The organism is Pseudomonas phenolilytica (assembly GCF_021432765.1).
Classification (GTDB): domain Bacteria; phylum Pseudomonadota; class Gammaproteobacteria; order Pseudomonadales; family Pseudomonadaceae; genus Stutzerimonas; species Stutzerimonas phenolilytica.
Map to the genome: position 1 here is coordinate 838649 of NZ_CP058908.1, position 20939 is coordinate 859587.

Genomic DNA, 20939 nt, shown 5'->3' on the forward strand with positions numbered 1-20939 from the left:
CCTTCGTTCTGCCAACAGAGCGCCAGTGTAGCGGCAGAAATCAGCCCACGGCGCGCTGAAAGGCTGGCGAAAGCTTGACTGCCTAGGATCGCTCGCAGGTGGCTCGATCCACCTCCGCACGGCGCATGCGTCGTGACAACAAAAACAACAACTGGAGATACCCGATGCTGACTGTCGTCAGACCCACACCTGCTCGTCTCGCCGTTGCCGTTGCCGTTGCCTCGCTGGCGCCGTTCGCCCAGGCCGCCTTCATCGAGGACAGCAGCGCGACGCTGCAAACTCACAACATCTACCTGAACCGCGATTTCCGCGAAGGCGACGGCCAGTCCAAGCGCGCGGAATGGACCCAGGGCTTCATCCTCGACATGCGCTCCGGCTTCACCGAAGGCACCGTCGGCGTCGGCCTCGACGCCATGGGCATGCTCGGCGTCAAGCTCGACTCCGGCGGCGGGCGCGCCGGCACCGATCTGCTGCCGGTGCAGGACGACGGCGGCACCCCGGACGAATTCAGCCGCCTGGGCCTGACCGCCAAGGCGAAGATCGCCGAGACCGAACTGCGCTACGGCTCGCACATCCCGGAGCTGCCGATGGTCAAGGCCAGCGACAGCCGCACCCTGCCGCAGGTCTTCGAGGGCGCCACCGTCACCTCCACCGATATCGACGGCCTGACCCTCACCGGCGGCCGCCTGGACAAGGTCATCGACCGCGCCTCGACCAACTCCCAGGACCTGCAGCTGAACAACAAGAACAGCCGCTTCGCCAGCGCCGCCGAGGCCGACCACCTGACCTACGCCGGCGCCGAGTACGCCTTCAACCAGAACCTCACCGGGCGCTACTACTACGGCGAGCTGGATGACGTGTACCGCCAGCACTTCTTCGGCCTGCTGGCGAACAAGCCGCTGAGCGACAACTCCGCGCTGAGCGCCGACCTGCGCGTGATGCTCAGTGACGACACCGGCGCGGCGAATGCCGGCAAGATCGATAACCAGGCCTGGAACGGCATGCTCGGCTACAGCCTGGGCGGCCACAAGCTCAGCCTCGGCTACCAGCAGATGCGCGGCGACACCGGCTATGCCTACATCGATGGCGGCGACCCCTTCCTGGTCAACTTCGTGCAGATTAACGACTTCGCCAACGCCGACGAGCGCTCCTGGCAGGCCCGTTACGACTACAACTTCGCAGCCCTGGGCATCCCCGGGCTGACCTTCCTGACCCGCTACATCTCCGGCGACAACGCCGAATACTCCGGCGGCAGCAACGGCAGCGAGTGGGAGCGCGACTTCGAATTCAAGTACGTGGTGCAGAGCGGCCCGCTGAAGAACGTCGCGCTGCGCTGGCGCAACGCGATGTTCCGCTCCGATTTCGCCCGCGACGCCGACGAAAACCGCCTGATCGTCAGCTACAGCCTGCCGATCTGGTAAACAGAACAAGAAGAGGATCTTTCGATGAAAACCCGACTCAGCCGTTTCGCCCTGCTGTCGTCCTGCCTGCTGCTGTCGAGCCAGCTGCTGGCCGAACCCAAACGCCCCGAGTGCATCGCCCCGGCCAAGCCCGGCGGCGGGTTCGACCTGACCTGCAAGCTGGCCCAGAGCGGCCTGAAGGACGCCGGCCTGCTCGAGGCGCCGATGCGCGTCACCTACATGCCCGGCGGCGTCGGCGCGGTGGCCTACAACGCCGTGGTCGCCCAGCGTGCGGCGGAAGCCGGCACCATCACCGCCTTCTCCAGCGGCTCGCTGCTCAACCTCGCCCAGGGCAAGTTCGGCCGCTACGACGAGAACGCCGTGCGCTGGCTGGCGGCGGTCGGCACCGACTACGGCGCCATCTCGGTGCGCGCCGATGCGCCGTACCAGAACCTCGACGAGCTGATCGCCGCGGTGAAGAAGGACCCGGGCAGCGTGGTGTTCGGCGCCGGCGCCACCATCGGCGGGCAGGACTGGATGCAGACCGCGCTGATCGCCCGCGCTGCCGGGGTCGATCCGAAGAAGCTGCGCTACGTCGCCTTCGAGGGCGGCGGCGAGACGCTGACCGCCATGCTCGGCGGCCATGTGCAGGTGACTTCCAGCGGCCTGGGCGAAGTCACCCCGCAGCTCGACGCCGGCAAGATCCGCATCCTCGCCGTGCTCGCCGACGAGCGCCTGCCGGGCAAGCTGGCCGACATCCCCACCGCCAAGGAGCAGGGCTACGACATCAGCTGGCCGGTGATCCGCGGCTTCTACATGGGCCCGGAAGTCTCCGACGAGGACTTCAACTGGTGGAAGACCCGGTTCGACAGCCTGCTGGCCGACGAGGACTTCGCCAGGTTGCGCGAGCAGCGTGACCTGTTCCCGTTGTCGATGACCGGCGATGAGCTCAAGGCCTTCGTCGACAAGCAGGTGCAGGACTACAAGGCCTTGGCCGGCGAGTTCGGTCTGCTCAAGTAACGCGAACCGGCCCGCACCCGCGGGTCGCACGGCGGGCCCGGCAGCTGCCGGGTCGCCGACTCTCTGAGGTATCCCGTCATGTACGTACGTGTCTTCGCCGCGCTGTGGCTGCTCGCCTGCGCCGGCCTCGCCCTGCTCGCCTGGGGCTTCGAGGCGCCCTTCGCCTACGACCCGGTCGGCCCGCGCGCCTACCCGCTGCTGCTGCTGTTGCTGATGGGCTGCGGCGCTCTATGGCTGCTGCTCAAGCCGCACGGCGAGCCGACGCCGGCATTCGACCCTCCGGGCGCCGTGCGCGCGGTGCTCTGCGTGCTGGCGCTGCTGGCCTACGCGCTGCTGTTCGAAACCCTGGGTTTCGTCATCAGCACCGCGCTGACCGGTTTCGCCCTCGGCCTGCTGTTCAACGGTCGTCTGTGGTCCAGCCTGATCAGCGGCGCGCTGCTCGGCGTGCTGCTCTACGGGCTGTTCGATTACCTGCTGGACGTGCCGCTGCCGCTCGGCCTGCTGCGGTTGCTGGAGAGCTGATATGGAAACTTTGAATTTCTTGCTGCAGGGCTTCGATGTCGCCACCCGGCCGACCAACCTGCTGGTGGCGCTGTTCGGCGCCTTCGTCGGCACCGTGGTCGGCCTGCTGCCGGGCCTCGGCCCGATCAACGGCGTGGCGCTGCTGCTGCCGCTGGCGTTCGCCCTCGGCCTGCCGCCGGAGACCGCGCTGATCCTGCTCGCCGCGGTGTACCTGGGCTGCGAATACGGCGGCCGCATCTCGGCGATCCTGCTCAACGTGCCGGGCGACGCCGCGGCGGTGATGACCACCCTCGACGGCTATCCACTGGCGCGCCAGGGCAAGGCCGGCATCGCCTTGTCGCTGTCGGCGGTGAGCTCGTTCGTCGGCAGCTTCATCGCCACCTGCGGTGTGGTGCTGTTCGCTCCGCTGCTGGCGAAATGGGCGGTGGCGTTCGGCCCGGCGGAATATTTCGTGCTGATGATTTTCGCCATCGCCTGCCTGGGCGGCATGGTCGGCGACAAGCCGGTGAAGACGCTGATGGCCGCGCTGATGGGCCTGGCGCTGGCCACGGTGGGCGTCGATTCGACCACCGGTGTCTACCGTTTCACCTTCGACAGCGTGAGCTTGTCCGACGGCATCCAGTTCGTCATCGTGGTGATCGGTTTCTTCAGCGTCAGCGAGATCCTGCTGATGCTGGAGAAGACCCACAGCGGGCAGCAGGCGGTGAAGGCCAGCGGGCGGCTGCTGTTCAACTTCAAGGAGTTCTGCCTGACCTTCTGGACCATGCTGCGCAGCGCCGTGGCCGGCTTCGTCATCGGCACGCTGCCGGGCGCCGGGGCGACCATCGCCAGCGCCATGACCTACATGAGCGAGAAGCGCATGGCCGGTGCCAAGGGTCGTTTCGGCGACGGCGACCTGCGCGGCCTGGCCGCCCCGGAATCGGCCAACAACGCCTCGGCCTGCGGCTCGCTGATCCCCATGCTGACCCTCGGCGTGCCGGGTTCGGGCACCACGGCGGTGATGATCGGCGCGCTGACGCTGTACAACATCACGCCCGGCCCGCTGCTGTTCGAGCAGCAGCCGGACGTGGTCTGGGGCCTGATCGCCTCGCTGTTCATCGGCAACGTGATCCTGCTGGTGATGAACATCCCGCTGGTCGGACTGTTCTCACGCATGCTCGCCGTGCCGAACTGGGTGCTGGTGCCGGCGATCACCGTGATCAGCATGGTCGGCGTGTATTCGGTACACAGCACCACCTTCGACCTGGTGCTGATGGTCGGCCTCGGCGTGTTCGGTTACCTGCTGCGCAAGCTGGACTTCCCGCTGTCGGCGCTGATCCTCGGCTTCGTGCTCGGCGAGATGATGGAAGACAACCTGCGCCGTGCGCTGTCGATCTCCAACGGCGAGCTGGGCATCCTCTGGGGCAGCCCGATCACCCTGGCGTTGTGGGCGCTGACCGTGGCGATGCTCGGCATGCCGGCGCTGCGCTGGTACCTCAAGCGCCGTCGCGGCAATGTGGTCGAGGCGCAGGCCTGACATGCGCCAGCGGCTGCCGGCCTGGTGGGCGACGCCGCTGATCGGTGCCGTCGGCGGCTGGCTGGCGAGCCTGGCCGGCTGGCCGCTGCCGTGGATGGTCGGCTCGCTGCTGGCAGTGATCGCGGTGCGCTGCAGCGGCTGGCTGGTGGCAGAGATGCCGCGCGGGCGTCAGGCCGGGCAATGGATCGTCGCCAGCGCCATCGGCCTGCACTTCACCGGCGAGGTGCTGGGCGAGGTGCTGGCGCACTTCGGCGCGATCCTCGCCGGCGCGCTCGGCACCCTGGCGCTGAGCCTGATCGGCATGTTCATTCTCTCGCGCGGCGGCTGCGACCGCGCCACCGCCTACTTCGCCAGCATGCCGGGCGGTGCCAGCGAGATGGTCAACCTCGCCAGCCGCCACGCCGCCAACCCCGGCCGCGTCGCCGCCGCGCACAGCCTGCGCATGCTGCTGGTGGTGCTGGTGATTCCGGCGTTCTTCACCTGGAGCCTGCCGCCGGTCCAGCCACCTGCGCCGCTGCCGGTCGACGGGTTCTGGCTGGCCGTGCTGCTGCCCGCCGGCGGTCTGCTGGCGCTGCTCTGGCGGCGGTGCGGCCAGCCCAACCCGTGGATGCTCGGCCCGCTGACCGCCTGCGCGCTGGCCAGCGCCGGATTCGACCTGCACATCGGCCTGCCGGACGGCTTGGGACAGGTCGGCCAATGGCTGATCGGCTCGTCGCTGGCCTGCCACTTCGATCGCGCGTTCTTTCGTAGCGCGCCGGCGTTTCTGCTGCGGGTGCTGCTGTTCACCCTGATGGCGATGCTGGTCGCCGCGGCGCTGGCCGCCGGGTTGGGCTGGCTGACGGCGCTGGACGAAACCTCGCTGACGCTGGGGATGATGCCCGGCGGCATCACCGAGCTGTGCCTGACCGCCGAGGCGCTGCAGCTGTCGGTGGCGCTGGTCACCGCGGTGCAGGTGCTGAGGTTGTTTCTGGTGATGTTTCTTGCCGAGCCGTTGTTTCGGCTCTGGCAACGCGCCACGCTTTAGCCCGCCGCCTGGCGGGCTCTTTTTTTGCGCCAAGCGCAGTCATCGCGGTTTGCCACGCCATGCGGGCTCAGCCGAAGAACCAGTAGCACACCCCGATCGCCGCGATCACCCCTGCCAGGTCCGCCAGCAGCGCACAACCCACCGCATGCCGCGCGCGCTGGATGCCGACGGCGCCGAAGTACACCGCCAGCACATAGAAGGTCGTCTCGGTGCTGCCCTGCACCGTCGCCGCGACCAGCGCCGGGAAGCTGTCGACGCCGTGGTTCTGCATGGTTTCGATCAGCATGGCGCGCGCCGCCGAACCGGAGAACGGCTTGACCAGCGCGGTCGGCAGCGCATCGACGAAACGGGTGTCCCAGCCCAGCGTCTCGACCAGCCAGCGGATGCCGTCCAGGCCGAAATCCAGCGCGCCGGACGCGCGCAGCGCACCGACCGCCACCAGCATGGCGACCAGGTATGGCAGCAGGCTCTTCGCCACATCGAAGCCTTCCTTGGCGCCTTCGACGAAGCTCTCGTAGACCGGCACCTTGCGCAGCGCACCGACCACCACGAAGACCACGATCAGGCCGAACAGCGTGAGGTTGCCCAGCAGCGAGGACAGCGACGCCAGCGCGGTCGCCGACAGGCTCGCCAGCAGCGCCATGAACGCGCCGAGCAGCAGCGCACCGGGAATCAGATAGGCCAGCACCACCGGGTCCCACAGGCGCAGACGCTGCATCAGTGCCACCGACAGCAGCCCGACCAGAGTCGAGGCGCTGGTGGCGAGCAGGATCGGCAGGAACACCAGGGTCGGGTCCTCGGCGCCCTGTTGCACGCGGTACATGAAGATCGACACTGGCAACAGCGTCAGCGACGAGGCGTTGAGCACCAGAAAGAGGATCTGCGCGTTGCTCGCCGTGGTGCTCGACGGGTTGAGTTCCTGCAGCGAGCGCATTGCCTTGAGGCCGATGGGCGTGGCGGCATTGTCCAGCCCCAGGCCGTTGGCGGCGAAGTTGAGGGTGATCAGCCCCAGCGCCGGATGCCCGGCCGGCACATCGGGCATCAGTCGGCGAAACAGCGGGCCGAGCAGCCGCGCCAGCAATTCCACCAGTCCGGCCTGCTCGGCGATGCGCAGAAAGCCCAGCCACAGCGTCAGCGTGCCGAACAGCAGGATCATCACCTCGACGGCCAGCCTGGCCATCGCGAACAGGCTTTCCACCAGCGCGGCGAACACCGCCGGATCGCCGCCAAGCAGCCAGCGCGCCAGCGCGGCGACGGCGGCAACCAGGAAAAAGCCCAGCCAGAGGCCATTGAGCATGTGTATCCCCCTCTTTCGACAGGCAGCGATGATAGCCGCGTCGTGCCGGGAGGATAGAGAGACAGCGAGGGAAAAAACGCGAAGACGAAAAAGCGACGATAGGGCCGCGCGCCGGAGCGATGACCATGCTCCGGCGCGCAGCACCAGCCGAACCCGGACCGATTCCGGAGGTACTCCCTGTACCCCTGAGTCACGCCGCCAAGCAGAGCAACCCGTCCCCCTGGTTCACCCCTTGTCGGGGCTGCTTCCCTCGGCGCCGACCGTTGCGTCGGCGCCGCTGTTGAGGCGCGCTACGCGCGCCTCGAAAGAACGCTGGCATCCCGTGCCGTTCCCGCTCCTCGGTGTGGAGCCGCCCGCTACGGGCGGCTTCATCCCGTCAGACGCGCGGACCGCGTCCTCGTCCGAAGATCAGCGATGCCACGAACAGCACCAGGAAAACCACGAACAGGATCTTGGCGATACCTGTAGCGGTGCCCGCAATGCCACCGAAGCCCAGTACCGCGGCGATGATGGCGATGATCAGGAAAGTGATAGCCCAACTCAGCATGGTGCGACTCCTCTCGGTTCAGGATCGGTTCTCGACGGACCGGCCACGGCACGATCGACTTCGAGTATTTCTACGCATCCTTGCCGGTTCGCCTGCAAACTCCCTGCTTCAGAAGACCCAGCGCTGTTCCGAGCGCGCCTGGTGCAAATCGAGTGATTGCGGTGCCCGGCCGGTCAGCGTGATCTCATTAGGTTGAGCGTCATACAGCTGGATTCGTTCCGCCGCGTCCGGCTGCTGCTGGCTGAGCGGTTCGTCCATCGGCTGTTTGGCTCCCATGATCAAGGTCACCACTGCAGCGCCAAGCAATCCTTTGCTGGCCAGGGACAAGCGGGCTTCGCGGTTCATCCTCAACTCCTTCTAAGCATGTCGTAGGCGATTTGCCCTAGACATTGCAGCCCGCGTGCCAGCCTTTCAGTAAAAAATAAACCTTTGAATTCAATAGGTTATAAACGCTTAACAAGCGTCTCGCCCTTGATTTTGCACGAGCCGCCTCGCCGGCCCGTGCGTTTTGCATGATCGACTCCGCTCAGGAACGCATCGCCTTCAACTGGCGCATGCGCGCGTGGCAGGCACGCAGCTTCGGCAGCTCCACCGCCAGCAGCGCCCGTACGTCTGGCTGCGCATCCGGCAGCGCATCCTCGAAGGCGCGCAGGATGCGCTCCTCGGTCTGCAGCAGCTGCTCGACATAGGCGCCATCGGCATTGCCCAGGTGCGCGCGGGCATCGGTGTACAGCTCGTTCAGGCGCCCGGCGAGCGTGCCGCCCTGCGCCGGCTGCTCGTGGCTGGCCGCCACCTTGACCGCCAGCGCCTGGATCACCTGGGTCTTGGCCTGCGCCATGTCGCGGAACAGATGCTGCAACTCGACATCCTTTACTTCGTCGATCGCATGCTGGTAGAAACGCTGCCCGTCGCGGGTTATCTCGATCAGTTCGTTGAGTTGCTGCGTCGCTGGATTCATGGCGGATTGCTCCTGTGACCGGCGCCGGGCGCCCGTAATAAAGATGGTCGGCCGCAGGCCACGTACCGGCGCTGCCGCACCGCCTGCGTCCTCTAAATCAGAGGCTGGTGTCGGCCGCCCGTTCCGCGCCAACGCGGTTGCCGGAACGACGACGGCGCACCGTGCAACTTGCAAGACTTTTCATAGACTAAAGAACTCGCCTTCGGCACCGCACGGGCGCGTCCCGCCAGTGCCGCTTGCCGCATCAATATCGCGACCCGGAAGGAGCATTCATGGAGCAAACGACGGACACGGGTGGGCGAATCCTGCTGGTGGATGACGAAGCAGCGATTTTGCGGACCTTCCGCTACTGCCTGGAGGATCGCGGTTATACCGTGATGACCGCCGCCAGCGCCGCGCAGGCGGAGGCGATCCTGCAACGCCAGGTGTTCGACCTGTGCTTCCTCGACCTGCGCCTGGGCGAGGACAACGGCCTCGACGTGCTGCAGCAGATGCGCACGCTGGCGCCGTGGATGCGCGTGGTGATCGTCACCGCGCATTCGGCCGTGGACACCGCGGTCGACGCGATGCAGGCCGGCGCCGCCGACTATCTGCTCAAGCCCTGCAGCCCCGAGCAGCTGCGACTGTCGGCGGCCAAGCAGCTGGAAGTCCGGCAGATGGCCGCGCGCCTGGAAGCGCTGGAAGGCGAGATGCAGAAGCGCAGCGATGCGCTCGGCTCGCATAGCCCGGCGATGATGGCGGTGCTGGAGACGGCGCGGCAGGTCGCCGACACCGACGCCAACATCCTCATCCTCGGCGAATCCGGCACTGGCAAGGGCGAGCTGGCACGTGCCATCCACACCTGGAGCCGGCGTGCGAAGAAGGCTTTCGTCACCATCAACTGCCCGTCGCTGTCGGCCGAGCTGATGGAAAGCGAGCTGTTCGGCCACAATCGCGGCGCCTTCACCGGCGCCACCGAGAGCACGCTCGGGCGGGTCAACCAGGCCGACGGCGGCACGCTGTTTCTCGACGAGATCGGCGATTTCCCGCTGGCCCTGCAGCCCAAGCTGCTGCGCTTCATCCAGGACAAGGAGTACGAGCGCGTCGGCGACCCGGTGACCCGTCGTGCCGACGTGCGCATCCTCGCGGCGACCAACCTCAACCTCGAGGAGATGGTGCGCGAAGGCAAGTTCCGTGAGGACCTGCTCTACCGCCTCAACGTCATCACGCTCAACCTGCCACCCATGCGCGAGCGACCGGAAGACGTGCTGGCGCTGGCCGAGCGCTTCCTCGCCTCGTTCGTCAAGAGCTACGGGCGCCCGGCTCGCGGCTTCAGCGACGCCGCACTCGCCGCGCTCAAGGCCTACCGCTGGCCGGGCAACGTGCGCGAGCTGCGCAACGTGATCGAGCGCGCCAGCATCATCTGCCCGCAGGCGATGATCGAAGTCAGCCACCTCGGCCTCGGCGAACAGGCCACCGGCAACACACCGCGCATCGGCGAACCGCTGAGCCTGGAAGCACTGGAGAAGGCGCACATCGCCGGCGTGCTGAGCACCAGCGACACCCTCGAGCAGGCCGCGCGGATCCTCGGCATCGACGCCTCGACGCTCTACCGTAAGCGCAAGCAGTACGGTCTATGAAGCTGCAGATGAAGCTGAGAACCCGGCTGTTCCTCGGTTTCTCGGCGCTGATGACGGTAGCGCTGCTCGGCCTGCTGCTGGCGCTGGTCAGCGTCATGCAGATGGCCAAGAGCCAGGAGCACCTGATCCGCGACAACTTCGGCATCATCGAGATCAACCAACAGCTGCGCCAGGCGCTCGGCAACCACCTGATCATCCTGCTGCGCGACCACCGCGATCACGAATCGCTGGGCGCGGCGCGGGCGGCTTTCCAGTCGTCGCTGGAGCGTGGCATGCAGAGCGCGCGCAACGACGAGGACCGTCAGGCCTTCCAGAGCATCGCCAGCGCCTACGCGAGCTTTCTGCTGGTGCTGGATGCGCCGCGCAGCCAGGGCTGGACGCTGCTGGAGGAAAACGAGCTGAGCCAGGCCTTCAATCAGGTCCGCACCCTGATGGTGGACATGCAGCAGAGCGCCTACGCGACGATCCGCGACACCGAGGTGCGCAGCCGCGAACGCGCCATGCTGCTGGCCGGCCTGCTCGGCCTGACCGGTATCGCCGTGCTGCTGATCGGTTTCATCACCGCGCACAGCTTCGCCCGGCGCCTCGGCGCGCCGATCGAGCAGCTGTCGGCGGCCGCCGACCAGATCGGGCGCGGCGACTTCGGCATCGAACTGCCGACCTCGCCCATCGCCGAGCTGTCGTCGTTGAGCCGGCGCTTCGGCCTGATGGCGCAGGCGTTGTTCCAGTTCAAGCAGACCAACGTGCAGGCGCTGATGAACGGCCAGCAGCGCCTGCAGGCGCTGCTCGACAGCATCGACGACGGTCTGCTGATCATCGACCGCCACGGCTGCCTGGAGCATGCCAACCCGGTCGCCCAGCGCCAGCTGGCCTGGGAAGGCGAACACCTGGGTCGCAGCCTGGGCGAGGCGCTCGGCTACCCGGAACTGGACGAGGCCGCGCGCCTGGTGCTCAGCGACAAGCCGCTCGCCGGGCCGCCGCAGGATCTGGTGATCGAGGCCGATGGCGAACGCCGGCTGCTGGCCTGGCGCATGAGCCCGGTCAACCACCACGATGGCAGCATCAGCGGCGCGGTGATGGTGCTGCACGACGTCACCGACCAGCGCACCTTCGAGCGCGTGCGCAACGAATTCGTGCTGCGCGCCTCCCACGAGCTGCGCACGCCGGTAACCGGCATGCAGATGGCCTTCAGCCTGCTGCGCGAACGTCTGCACTACCCGCCCAACAGTCGTGAATCCGACCTGCTGAGCACCGTGCACGAGGAAATGCAGCGACTGGTGCGGCTGATCAACGACCTGCTGAATTTCTCGCGCTACCAGAGCGGCCAGCAGAAACTGGAGCTGCAGTCGTGCGACGTTCCGCAGCTGCTCGAAGACGCGCGCCAGCGCTTCGTGGTCGCCGCCGCCGAGCACCACGTCGAGCTGAAGCTGGAGCTGCAGCAGCCGCTGCCCAGCCTGCTGCTCGATCGCCAGCAGATCGAGCGGCTGCTCGACAACCTGCTGAGCAACGCCCTGCGCCATACGCCGGAGGGCGGCGAGGTGCGCCTGCTGGCGCGCCATCACGGCGAGCGAATGATCATCAGCGTGGAAGACAACGGCGAGGGCATTCCCTACAGCCAGCAGGCGCGGATCTTCGAGCCGTTCGTGCAGATCGGCCGGCGCCGCGGCGGTGCCGGGCTCGGCCTGGCGCTGTGCAAGGAAATCGCCCAGCTGCATGGCGGGCGCATCGGTGTGCACTCGCGCATCGGCCACGGCACGATCTTCTACATCGCCCTGCCGATCTGACGGTCGGCCTCAGCGCGTGCCGTTGAGCACCTGCAGCAGCGCGGCGGTTTCGGCGTCCGGCTCGCCGTCGTAGCGCGCCGGACGGTACTTCATCTGGAAAGCCGCGAGCACGTTGCGCGTCTCCTCATCCAGTTCACCGTGGCGCGGCACATGGTAGCCCTGCAGCTGCAGCGCCAGCTGGAACCAGGCGATATCCGGCGGTGCCGCGGCAAACGCCGCACGCTGCGCGGCCACCGCCGCGGCATCCGGCCAGGGCACCAGGCCGGCATCGGCCAGACGCTTCCAGGGGAACAGCGGGCCAGGATCGACCTTGCGCTGCGGGGCGATGTCGCTATGGCCGACGATGGCGCCGGGCTTGAGCCCGTGGCGCTGCATGATGTCCTTGAGCAACAGCACCAGCGCGTCGATCTGTTCCTCCGTGTACGGATACCAGAGACGCCGGCCGTCTTCGCCCTCGACGTAGCCGCGATTGACCAGCTCGATGCCGATGGAGCTGGAGTTCAGCCAGGTGCGCCCGTTCCACTCGCTCTGCCCGGCATGCCAGGCCCGGCGGTCCTCATCGACCAGGCGATAGATGGTCGCCGGCGCGGCGCCGATCAGGTAGTGGCTGCTCACCTCGCCCTCGGTCAGCAGCGCCAGCGAATGCTCCAGACCGCTGGAGGTGTAGTGCAGTACGATGACCTGCACCCGGCTGTCCTGGCCGACGGCGCGGTGGCGGTCGTCGATCTGCGGCCCACTGGCGCAACCGGCCAGCAGCAGGAAGAGCGCGGCAAGGCTGATGATTCTCATGGGGGACCTCGGGTCGACGGCTGGGTGATCCGCGGCGGCGCGCGAGGGCGCGATTATACGCAGCGGCCGCGGCCGCTCACAGACCGCCCGGTCAGCCACGCTCGACGCGGTTGCGCCCGGCGTCCTTCGCGCGGTAGAGCGCCAGGTCGGCGCGCTCGAAGACCTGCTCGGGCGTGTCGCCAACCGCGAACGCGCTCATGCCCGCCGAGACGGTGATCTGTACCCGCTCGCCCTTGAAATGGAACGGACAGACGTCGATGCCGCTACGCAGCGCTTCGAGCACCTGCAGTCCGGCCTCGGGTGCGGTGGACGGCAGGAGCAGCACGAACTCTTCACCGCCGAAACGAGCGATGAAGTCGGTGGCGCGCAGGCGCTTGCGCAATTCCCCGCCGATGATCTTCAGCACCCGATCACCGGCCAGATGGCCATAGCTGTCGTTGATCCGCTTGAAGTGGTCAACGTCCACCACGGCAAGCAGCAGTTCACCGCCATAGCGCTCCCAGCGCGCCGCTTCCAGCGCCAGCCGTTCGTTCCAGGCCGTGCGATTGGGCAGGCCGGTGAGGCCGTCGAGCAGGGCCTTCTGCCGCTGCTCCTCGAGATGGCCACGCAGGCCCTGCGCTGCCTGCTCCAAGCTGCCGACACGACCGACCAGCTCCTGCAGGCGCGCGCCCAGCGCCTGCTCGTGCTGGCTGCGCTGTTGCTGATATTCGCCGACGGTATGCAGCAGGCCATCCAGCCGCGCCTCGACCACGCGCTTGAGGCTGGCCAGATCGGTGGCCTCGCGCATGCTGTTCTGCAGCACGTCGACCTGTTCGCGCAACTCGTGGTCCAGCGCCTCGGCAGTACGGCGCGCCTCGGTATGGCCGTCATGCGCGGCGCTGAGGTTCTGCTGCATCGTCGCCAGCCGCTCGTTGAGCGTCTTCAGGTAACTTTCAAACTCGCGCTGGTCCTGATCGCTGGCCGCCAGCAACAGGCTCGCCAGATCGTCCAGCACCGGAACCAGCTCGTACCAGTTCAGACCGTGACGGATGCGCTCATGCAATGCCTCGGCCCGCACCTGTTGCGCTTCGCCCAGGCGCAGGCTGCCGACCAGCCCGCGCAGTGCCGCCTCGATACGCTCGGCCACTAGGCTGTACGGTGGCTCCGGCGAATCGGCCAAGGCAGCAGGTTCGGGATCGCCGGCCGGGCAATCGGCGGGCGGAAAGCCGTTGTCCAGCCCGCATGCCGGAAGCGGTGAGGGCTGATCCTCCTGCGCCTGATCCGCCTGCGGCAGCACCTCGGCAGCGACTGGCGGCGCGGACATAGGCGTGCCGTCTTCGGCGTCCAGCGCCACGCTCTCGCGGCCGGCGAACAGGCGTCGCAGAAAACCACCGCCGGGATTGTCGGCGGCAAGCGGCGCGCCGAAGGCCTGGCGCTGCAGCTCGCCCAGTTCGCCCAGCAGCGCCGGCAGTTCGCGGGCGCGGCCGATGCGCTGTTCGAGCTTGCGGGCGAAGCGCTTCAGCCGCCGGCGCACGTCCGCCGGTGGCGACATCGCCAGCAGCGGATTCACCAGTCCGTGCAGCGCCTCGATCAGACGCCGGGTGCGCTCCTGGCGCTGGCGATCCGAATCCAGCACGGCCTTCTCCAGGCGCGGCACCAGCGTGCTGAGGCCGTCGTCCAGATCGCCGTCGCGCAACACCTCGCGCATCTGCCGCAGGCAGTTTTCCACCGCCGGATCGGCGCCTTCGACCGCCATGCTGCTGCGTACCAGGCTGCGCCGCAGCAGATCGACGCGTTGCTCCCAGCGCTGCTCGATCTGCTCCTGCTGTTCGAGCAGGCGCAGGTATTTTTCCTTCCAGCGTTCGGTCTCGACACTCACGACGACGGCTCCAGCGTGGCCGGCAGCGCATTGCCGTTGAGCGCCTCGGGCAGACGGATTTCCATCGCCACCGGCAGGTGATCGGAAATCGGCAACGGCAGCACCTCGACACGCTCGAGGGCCAGGCTCGGGCTGAGCAGAATGTGGTCCAGACAGCGCTGCGGCCGCCAGCTGGGAAAGGTCGCCTCGACCTGCGGCGCGAGCAGGCCGAGATCGCGCAGCGGGGAATTTTCCAGCAGATCGTTGGCATGGGTGTTCATGTCACCCATCAGTACCTGATGCCGATACCCGCCGATCAGCTCGCGGATGTAGGCCAGCTGGCGCACCCGCGTGCGCCCGCCGAGCGCCAGATGCATCATCACCACCACCAGCGCGTCCTCGCCCTCGCCGAAACGCAGCAGGATCGCACCACGGCCGGACGGGCCGGGCAGCGGATGGTCCTCCAGCTGCTGCGGGGCAAGACGGCTGAGCACGCCGTTGCTGTGCTGAGCGAAGCGCCCGAGATTGCGGTTGAGCTGCTGATACCAGTAGGGAAAGGCGCCGAGCTGCGCCAGGTGCTCGACCTGATTGATGTAGCCGGAGCGCAGGCTGCCACCGTCGACCTCCTGCAGCGCAACCAGATCGTAGCGGCCGATCAGCTCGCCGATGCGCTGCAGGTTCAGCGCCCGCCCCGGATGCGGCAGCAGATGCTGCCAGCTGCGGGTCAGGTAGTGGTGGTAACGCTCGGTGCGGATTCCGACCTGGATATTGAAGCTCAGCAGGCGCAGGCGCCCATCCAGCGGCAGGCCGCTCTGCGGCGCACAGTGCGCGTTCGCCTGCGGCTGCCCTGCAGCGGCCGGACGCGACGGATACCAGCGCCGCAGCATCGTCGGTTACCGCGCGGCGCGTTCTTTTTCGATGAGGAAATCAGCCACATCCAGCGCGCCCTGCGGTCCACCAGCCGAGCCGAGATCGAAACGGTACTTGCCGTTGACGATCAGCACCGGCACGCCACTGATCTGATAGGCCATGCCCAGCTTCTTGGCCTGTTCCACGCGGCTCTTCACACCGAAGGAGTTGTACGCCTTGAGAAAGGCGTTCTTGTCGACCCCCTGGCCGGCGAGAAACTCGGCCATCTCCTCTGGCGTCGCGAGCTTCTTGCGCTCCTGGTGATAGGCGGCGAACACCGCGTCATGCACCTGCTTTTCCACACCCATCGATTCGAGCGCAAGGAACAGTTGTCCATGGGTGTTCCAGATGCCACCGAACATGGCGGGGATGCGCCGGAAAGCGACGTCGGCGGGAAGCTTCTCGACCCACGGGTTGATCACCGGCTCGAACTGGTAGCAGTGCGGGCAGCCATACCAGAACAGCTCGACCACCTCGATCTTGCCCGGCTCGGCGACCGGCACCGGGCTGCTCAGCACCTCGTACTCCTTGCCCGCCTGGTAGTCGGCGGCCACGGCAGGCAGGCCGAACAGGCTGGCGGCAGCAAGGACGGCGGAAATGACGAGTTTGCGCATGGAGGACTCCTGTGAACGTCTGGCAAGGCATGACAGGCTGCCGCAAAACGACAGGTCTCACCAGCGTTTTGCGCCTTCACCTGCAGCAGTGAATGGCTATTCTAGCGGCGCCGTAACGAAAAAAAGGCGACCGACCTTGCGGCCGGGCGCCTTTTCAGCAGATCACCTATCAGCAGGCGATCAGTGCAGGCCCTGGATGTAGCTCGACAGCGCCTGAATGTCCTTGTTGCTCAGCTTGGCCGCGATCCCACGCATGATCATGGTGTCGCCGTCGTTGGTGCGGTTGCCTTCGCGGAAGTCGGTCAGCTGCTTGGCGGTATACGCGGCATGCTGGCCACCCAGCTGCGGGAAGCCGGCCAGGTCGTTACCCACACCGTTCGGGGCGTGGCAGCCGGTGCACGCCGGCATGCCCATGTCCAGCTTGCCGCCGCGGAACAGTTTCTCACCCTGCGCTACCAGCGCCGGATCGGCCATGCCGACAGTCGGCTTCTGGCTGGAGAAGTAGGCGGCGATGTCGGCCAGATCCTGATCGCTCAGCGGATCGAGCATGCCGGTCATTTCCAGTACCTTGCGGCCAACGCCCTCAGCCGCACCCGGAGTGCTGCCAGCCTTGATGTCCTGCATCTGCTTGAGCAGATAGCGCTCACCTTGGCCGGCGAGTTTCGGGAAGTTCGGGGCCGGGCTGTTGCCGTCCACTCCGTGGCAGGCGCCACAAACGGCAGCTTTGCTCTGACCCGCTTTGGCGTCTCCAGCCGCGTGGGCCATACCGGTGATGCCAAGGGTCAACAGCAGACTCACGAGTACTTTGTTCATCAGCTCATCCAACTACGGCTAGGGGTTATAAGGAAATCGATCGGTCGGGTCGCTCGCGTTCGTGGATTACGGCGACGCTCGTTATGCATGGCGCACCAGTTCCCGGGCGGGATAAGACCAAAGCGCACATAAAATCTGCGGCATTATATACTCCCGTTCCTGAAACGGAAACGAACCATTGCCGCACCCCCCGCGCACGCACCGGACCGCCCATGCTCCCCAAAAACCCGATTCTCGGCCTCTGCCAGCAAGCCACTTTCATGATCAGCGCCGCCAAGGTCGATCAGTGCCCGGCCGACGAGGGGCTGGAAGTCGCCTTCGCCGGTCGCTCGAACGCCGGCAAGTCCAGCGCGTTGAACACCCTGACCCATGCCAATCTGGCGCGCACCTCGAAGACGCCGGGGCGCACGCAGCTGCTCAACTTCTTCCGCCTCGACGACGAACGCCGCCTGGTCGACTTGCCCGGCTACGGTTATGCCAAGGTGCCGATTCCGCTCAAGCAGCACTGGCAACGCCATCTGGAAGCTTACCTGGGCAGCCGCGAGAGTCTGGCCGGGGTATTCCTGATGATGGATATCCGCCATCCGCTGACCGAGTTCGACCGCATGATGCTGGACTGGTCGAGCGCCAGTCAGATGCCGCTGCACATTCTGCTGACCAAATCCGACAAGCTCGCGTTCGGCGCCGCCAAGACCGCTCTGTTGACGATCCAGCGCGACGTGCGCAAGCAGTGGGGCGACGCGGTGAGCGTGCAGCTATTCTCGGCGCCCAAGCGGCAGGGCGTGGAACAGGCGCAGCAGGTGCTGGCCGACTGGCTGGGGCTGCTCGAGGATCAGCCCAAAGCCTGAAACCGCTGCCGGCCGCACGCGAAAAAACAAAGCCCCGACAATTCGGGGCTTGTGCGACCGACGAAGCGGCTCAGGCGTCGCAGGACGCCTGATAAGCCGCCGCGTCGAGCAGCTTGTCCAGTTCCGCCTTGTCGCTGGGCCGCAGACGGAAGAACCAGCTGCCGTACGGGTCGCTGTTGACCTGCTCGGGCGAATCGGCCAGCGCCTCGTTGATCGCGATCACCTCACCGGAAACCGGCGCATAGATGTCCGACGCGGCCTTCACCGACTCCACCACGCCGGCTTCCTGGCCCGCCGCAAGCTGGCCGCCGACTTCCGGCAGCTCGACGTAGACCACATCGCCCAACGCCTGCTGGGCATGATCGGAGATACCGACGGTGACGCTGCCATCCGCTTCGAGGCGGGCCCATTCATGGCTGGCGGCGTAACGCAGGTCGCTTGGGATTTCGCTCATTCGTATTGTCCTCGAGGCTGTCCAGTGCAGACACGCTAAGCCATCGCGCGAAGCGGTCGCCAGAATTTACACCAGTACCTTGCCGTTGCGCACGAAGGTCGGCTGCACGACGCGCACCGGATACCATTTGCCACGGATTTCCACTTCCGCACGCTCTCCGGTGGCCGCGGGAACGCGCGCAAGCGCGATCGACTTGCCAAGCGTAGGCGAAAAACTGCCGCTGGTGATCTCGCCGTCGCCCACCCCTGTCACCCGCACGACCTGATGAGCGCGCAGCACACCACGCTCCTCCATGACCAGGCCGACCAGGCGCGGCAGGTCATCGCTCGACTTCTGCCGCTCGAGCGCAGCGCGCCCGACGAAATCACGCGCCGCCGGCTCCCAGGCGATGGTCCAGCCGAGGTTCGACGACAGCGGCGAAACCTCCTCGCTCATGTCCTGACCGTACAGATTCAGGCCCGCTTCCAGGCGCAGGGTATCCCGCGCGCCCAGGCCGATCGGCGGGATGCCGGCGCCGACCAGCTCGGTGAAGAAACCGGTGATCTGCTCGGCCGGCAGGATAATCTCCAGACCGTCCTCGCCGGTGTAGCCGGTGCGAGCGATGAACCAATCGCCATGGGCCAGGCCGTGAAATGGCTTGAGTTCCTGAATCAGCGCGGCGCGCGGCTGGTCGACCAGCTCGGCGGTACGCGCGCGCGCGTGCGGCCCCTGGATCGCCAGCATCGCCAGCTCGGCACGCTCGCGAATTTCCACCTGGAATCCATCGGCTTGCGTCCGCAGCCAGGCCAGGTCCTTGTCGTGGGTGCTGGCATTGACCACCAGACGGTAACCCCAGTCCGTGAGGTAGACGATCAGGTCGTCGACCACACCGCCTCGCTCGTTGAGCATGGTGCTGTACAGCGCGCGGCCGACGTGCCGCAGGCGCGCCACGTCGTTGGCCAACAGTCGCTGCAGATAGGGCATGGCTTGCGGTCCGGCGACATCGATGACGGTCATGTGCGAGACATCGAACACTCCGCACTCACGCCGCACCTGCTGATGTTCCTCGACCTGTGAGCCGTAATGCAGCGGCATGTCCCAGCCGCCGAAATCGACCATCTTGGCCCCGAGCGCAAGGTGCTGATCGTAGAGGGGAGTACGCTGACCCATAGGTTTCTCCTTCCGGGCAGGTCGCCGAAACGGCCTTGTAAAGCCTGACTGAGCCGGTTGCACAGCGAGCTGCCGGCGTTCGAATGGCGCGCATTGTAGCCCCAAGGTTGTGACAGGTCACGGCAGCCCGACGCCGTGCCGGGCGCACGCGCGAACACCCCGCAGGACGGCATTCTAGCCCCTGGCCGAGCGACGGATCAGCAGGATCACCGGCAGCAGGCCAACCAGCACCAGCGTCAGCGCCGGCAGCGCAGCGCGCGCCCACTCGCCCTCGCTGGTCATCTCGAAGATGCGCACTGCCAGGGTGTCCCAGCCGAACGGACGCATCAGCAGCGTTGCCGGCATTTCCTTGAGCACATCGACGAACACCAGCAGTGCGGCACTCAGCGTGCCGGGCAGCAGCAGTGGCAAATAGACTCGCAGGAACAACGCCGGGCCACCTACGCCAAGGCTGCGCGATGCCTGCGGCAGCGACGGACGAATGCGCGCCAGGCTGCTCTCCAGCGGACCGAAGGCCACCGCCATGAAGCGCACCAGATAGGCCAGCAGCAACGCACCGAGGCTGCCCAGCAGCACTGGCTTGCCCGCGCCTCCCAGCCAATCGGACAGCGGAATCACCAGATGCCGATCCAGATAGCTGAACGCCAGCATGATCGCCACCGCCAGTACCGAGCCCGGCAGCGCATAACCCAGGTTGGCCAACCCGACGGCCGTGCGAATCGCGCGTACCGGCGCTTGGCGACGGGCGAACGCCAGCAGCAGCGCGGTGCTGACGGTAATCAGCGCGGCCAGGCCGCCGAGGTAAAGAGTGTGCAGGATCAGCCCGGTGTAACGCTCGTCGAGATCGAAGCGACCGCGCTGCCAGAACCACGCCAACAACTGCAGCACCGGGACCACGAACGCGCAAAGGAACACCAGCCCGCACCAGGCGCTGGCGGCGAGGGCCTTGAAACCGCGCAGCGGATACAGCGCCACCGTGCTGGCGCGCTCGCTCGCCGGACGCGCAGCACCGCGTGCGCGGCGTTCGCCATAAAGCACCAGCATCACCGCCAGCAGCAGCAGGCTGGCCAGCTGGGTGGCGCTGGTCAGGCTGAAGAAGCCGTACCAGGTCTTGTAGATCGCCGTGGTGAAGGTATCGAAGTTGAACACCGAGACCGCACCGAAATCGGCCAACGTCTCCATAACCGCCAGCGCCAGCCCGGCCCCGATCGCCGGCCGCGCCATCGGCAACGCCACGGTCCAGAAGGCCCGCCAGGGCGACTGACCGAGCACGCGCGCCGCCTCCATCAGGCCGCGTCCCTGGGCGAGAAACGCTGAGCGCGCCAGCAAGTACACATAGGGATAGAACACCAGCACCAGCACCACGATTACTCCGCCGGTGGAACGCACCCGCGGAAACCGAATGCCGCTGCCGAACCACTCGCGCGCCAGCGTCTGCACCGGTCCGGCGAAGTCGAGCAGGCCGATGAAGACGAACGCCAGCACGTAGGCAGGAATCGCGAAGGGCAGCATCAGCGCCCAGTCCAGCCAGCGCCGCCCGGGGAATTCGCAGAGCGAAGTCAACCAGGCCAGGCTGACGCCCAGCACCGTCACACCGGCGCCGACGCCGAGCAGCAGCGTCAGTGTATTGCCCAGCAGCCGCGGCATCTGGGTATCCCACAGATGCGACCAGATCTCCCGGTCGATGTCATGCCAGCTGAACAGCAGAACGCTCAGCGGCAGCAGCACCAGCGCCGCGACGACGAAGGTGATCGGATACCAGCGGTGCTCGACGGAGTGGGACACGCAAGCCTCGGATGCGGAAAAGACAACGCCCCGGATCAACCGGGGCGTCGAGTA

20 protein-coding genes are annotated in these 20939 nt (G+C 66.9%); 8 read left to right on the forward strand and 12 right to left on the reverse strand.

The window, feature by feature from the left end:
- Positions 1–164: 164 nt before the first annotated feature.
- The 5 genes from HU825_RS03955 (at position 165) to HU825_RS03975 (ending at position 5482) form a co-directional block, all read left to right on the forward strand.
- Positions 165–1421, forward strand: coding sequence for an OprD family porin (locus HU825_RS03955; RefSeq protein ID WP_234302957.1), 1257 nt, complete (start codon positions 165–167; stop codon positions 1419–1421).
- A 24-nt stretch (positions 1422–1445) separates the two neighbouring features.
- Entirely contained in the window at positions 1446–2420 is a 975-nt protein-coding gene (locus HU825_RS03960; protein WP_234302958.1) for a Bug family tripartite tricarboxylate transporter substrate binding protein, read from the forward strand.
- Between the two features lie 78 nt (positions 2421–2498).
- Complete coding sequence (locus HU825_RS03965) at positions 2499–2942, forward strand: tripartite tricarboxylate transporter TctB family protein (protein WP_054093942.1); 444 nt, start codon at positions 2499–2501, stop codon at positions 2940–2942.
- A gap of 1 nt (position 2943) precedes the next feature.
- Positions 2944–4458 carry a tripartite tricarboxylate transporter permease gene (locus HU825_RS03970; RefSeq protein ID WP_043295271.1) on the forward strand — a complete coding sequence of 505 codons (1515 nt, stop codon included), beginning with the start codon at positions 2944–2946 and terminating at the stop codon, positions 4456–4458.
- A 1-nt stretch (position 4459) separates the two neighbouring features.
- Positions 4460–5482: an AbrB family transcriptional regulator gene (locus HU825_RS03975; RefSeq protein ID WP_234302959.1), complete on the forward strand. Its 1023-nt coding sequence runs from the start codon at positions 4460–4462 to the stop codon at positions 5480–5482.
- Between the two features lie 67 nt (positions 5483–5549).
- Here HU825_RS03975 and HU825_RS03980 read toward each other — a convergent pair whose 3' ends face one another.
- From HU825_RS03980 to HU825_RS03995, 4 genes are all read right to left on the reverse strand, one after another.
- Positions 5550–6779 carry a nucleoside recognition domain-containing protein gene (locus HU825_RS03980; RefSeq protein WP_234302960.1) on the reverse strand — a complete coding sequence of 410 codons (1230 nt, stop codon included), beginning with the start codon at positions 6777–6779 and terminating at the stop codon, positions 5550–5552.
- Between the two features lie 376 nt (positions 6780–7155).
- Positions 7156–7326: a DUF1328 domain-containing protein gene (locus HU825_RS03985; protein ID WP_003282841.1), complete on the reverse strand. Its 171-nt coding sequence runs from the start codon at positions 7324–7326 to the stop codon at positions 7156–7158.
- Between the two features lie 108 nt (positions 7327–7434).
- Positions 7435–7671 carry a hypothetical protein gene (locus HU825_RS03990; RefSeq protein WP_043295265.1) on the reverse strand — a complete coding sequence of 79 codons (237 nt, stop codon included), beginning with the start codon at positions 7669–7671 and terminating at the stop codon, positions 7435–7437.
- Positions 7672–7852: 181 nt separating this feature from the next.
- Positions 7853–8284 carry a ferritin-like domain-containing protein gene (locus tag HU825_RS03995; protein ID WP_234302961.1) on the reverse strand — a complete coding sequence of 144 codons (432 nt, stop codon included), beginning with the start codon at positions 8282–8284 and terminating at the stop codon, positions 7853–7855.
- A gap of 272 nt (positions 8285–8556) precedes the next feature.
- Here HU825_RS03995 and algB point away from each other — a divergent pair, with 272 nt between their 5' ends.
- A complete protein-coding gene (gene algB / locus HU825_RS04000) occupies positions 8557–9903 on the forward strand; it encodes a sigma-54-dependent response regulator transcription factor AlgB (protein ID WP_008569346.1) in 1347 nt (448 codons plus the stop codon).
- The gene (locus HU825_RS04005; protein ID WP_054093938.1) at positions 9900–11687 is read left to right on the forward strand and encodes a KinB sensor domain-containing domain; all 1788 of its coding nucleotides are present in this window, start codon (positions 9900–9902) and stop codon (positions 11685–11687) included. Before algB ends, HU825_RS04005 begins: the two co-directional genes overlap by 4 nt.
- Positions 11688–11696: 9 nt before the next feature.
- On the opposite strand, the gene HU825_RS04010 is transcribed toward HU825_RS04005, so the two are convergent.
- From HU825_RS04010 to HU825_RS04030, 5 genes are all read right to left on the reverse strand, one after another.
- Positions 11697–12476: an N-acetylmuramoyl-L-alanine amidase gene (locus HU825_RS04010; protein WP_234302962.1), complete on the reverse strand. Its 780-nt coding sequence runs from the start codon at positions 12474–12476 to the stop codon at positions 11697–11699.
- A 91-nt stretch (positions 12477–12567) separates the two neighbouring features.
- Positions 12568–14334, reverse strand: coding sequence for a GGDEF domain-containing protein (locus HU825_RS04015; protein ID WP_234302963.1), 1767 nt, complete (start codon positions 14332–14334; stop codon positions 12568–12570).
- A complete protein-coding gene (locus HU825_RS04020) occupies positions 14331–15200 on the reverse strand; it encodes an endonuclease/exonuclease/phosphatase family protein (protein WP_043295256.1) in 870 nt (289 codons plus the stop codon). The genes HU825_RS04015 and HU825_RS04020 overlap by 4 nt, the downstream gene beginning before the upstream one ends.
- A gap of 6 nt (positions 15201–15206) precedes the next feature.
- The gene (locus tag HU825_RS04025; RefSeq protein WP_138300622.1) at positions 15207–15836 is read right to left on the reverse strand and encodes a thiol:disulfide interchange protein DsbA/DsbL; all 630 of its coding nucleotides are present in this window, start codon (positions 15834–15836) and stop codon (positions 15207–15209) included.
- A 180-nt stretch (positions 15837–16016) separates the two neighbouring features.
- Entirely contained in the window at positions 16017–16649 is a 633-nt protein-coding gene (locus HU825_RS04030; RefSeq protein ID WP_043295252.1) for a c-type cytochrome, read from the reverse strand.
- A gap of 212 nt (positions 16650–16861) precedes the next feature.
- On the opposite strand from HU825_RS04030, the gene yihA reads away from it, so the two are divergent.
- A complete protein-coding gene (gene yihA, locus HU825_RS04035; protein WP_234302964.1) occupies positions 16862–17497 on the forward strand; it encodes a ribosome biogenesis GTP-binding protein YihA/YsxC in 636 nt (211 codons plus the stop codon).
- 70 nt (positions 17498–17567) lie between these two features.
- Here yihA and gcvH read toward each other — a convergent pair whose 3' ends face one another.
- The 3 genes from gcvH to HU825_RS04050 form a co-directional block, all read right to left on the reverse strand.
- The gene (gcvH, locus tag HU825_RS04040) at positions 17568–17951 is read right to left on the reverse strand and encodes a glycine cleavage system protein GcvH (RefSeq protein WP_008569335.1); all 384 of its coding nucleotides are present in this window, start codon (positions 17949–17951) and stop codon (positions 17568–17570) included.
- A 66-nt stretch (positions 17952–18017) separates the two neighbouring features.
- Positions 18018–19100, reverse strand: a complete 1083-nt coding sequence (gene gcvT, locus HU825_RS04045; RefSeq protein WP_043295249.1) for a glycine cleavage system aminomethyltransferase GcvT — start codon at positions 19098–19100, stop codon at positions 18018–18020.
- Between the two features lie 174 nt (positions 19101–19274).
- Complete coding sequence (locus HU825_RS04050; RefSeq protein WP_043295247.1) at positions 19275–20885, reverse strand: ABC transporter permease; 1611 nt, start codon at positions 20883–20885, stop codon at positions 19275–19277.
- Between the last annotated feature and the right edge of the window lie 54 nt (positions 20886–20939).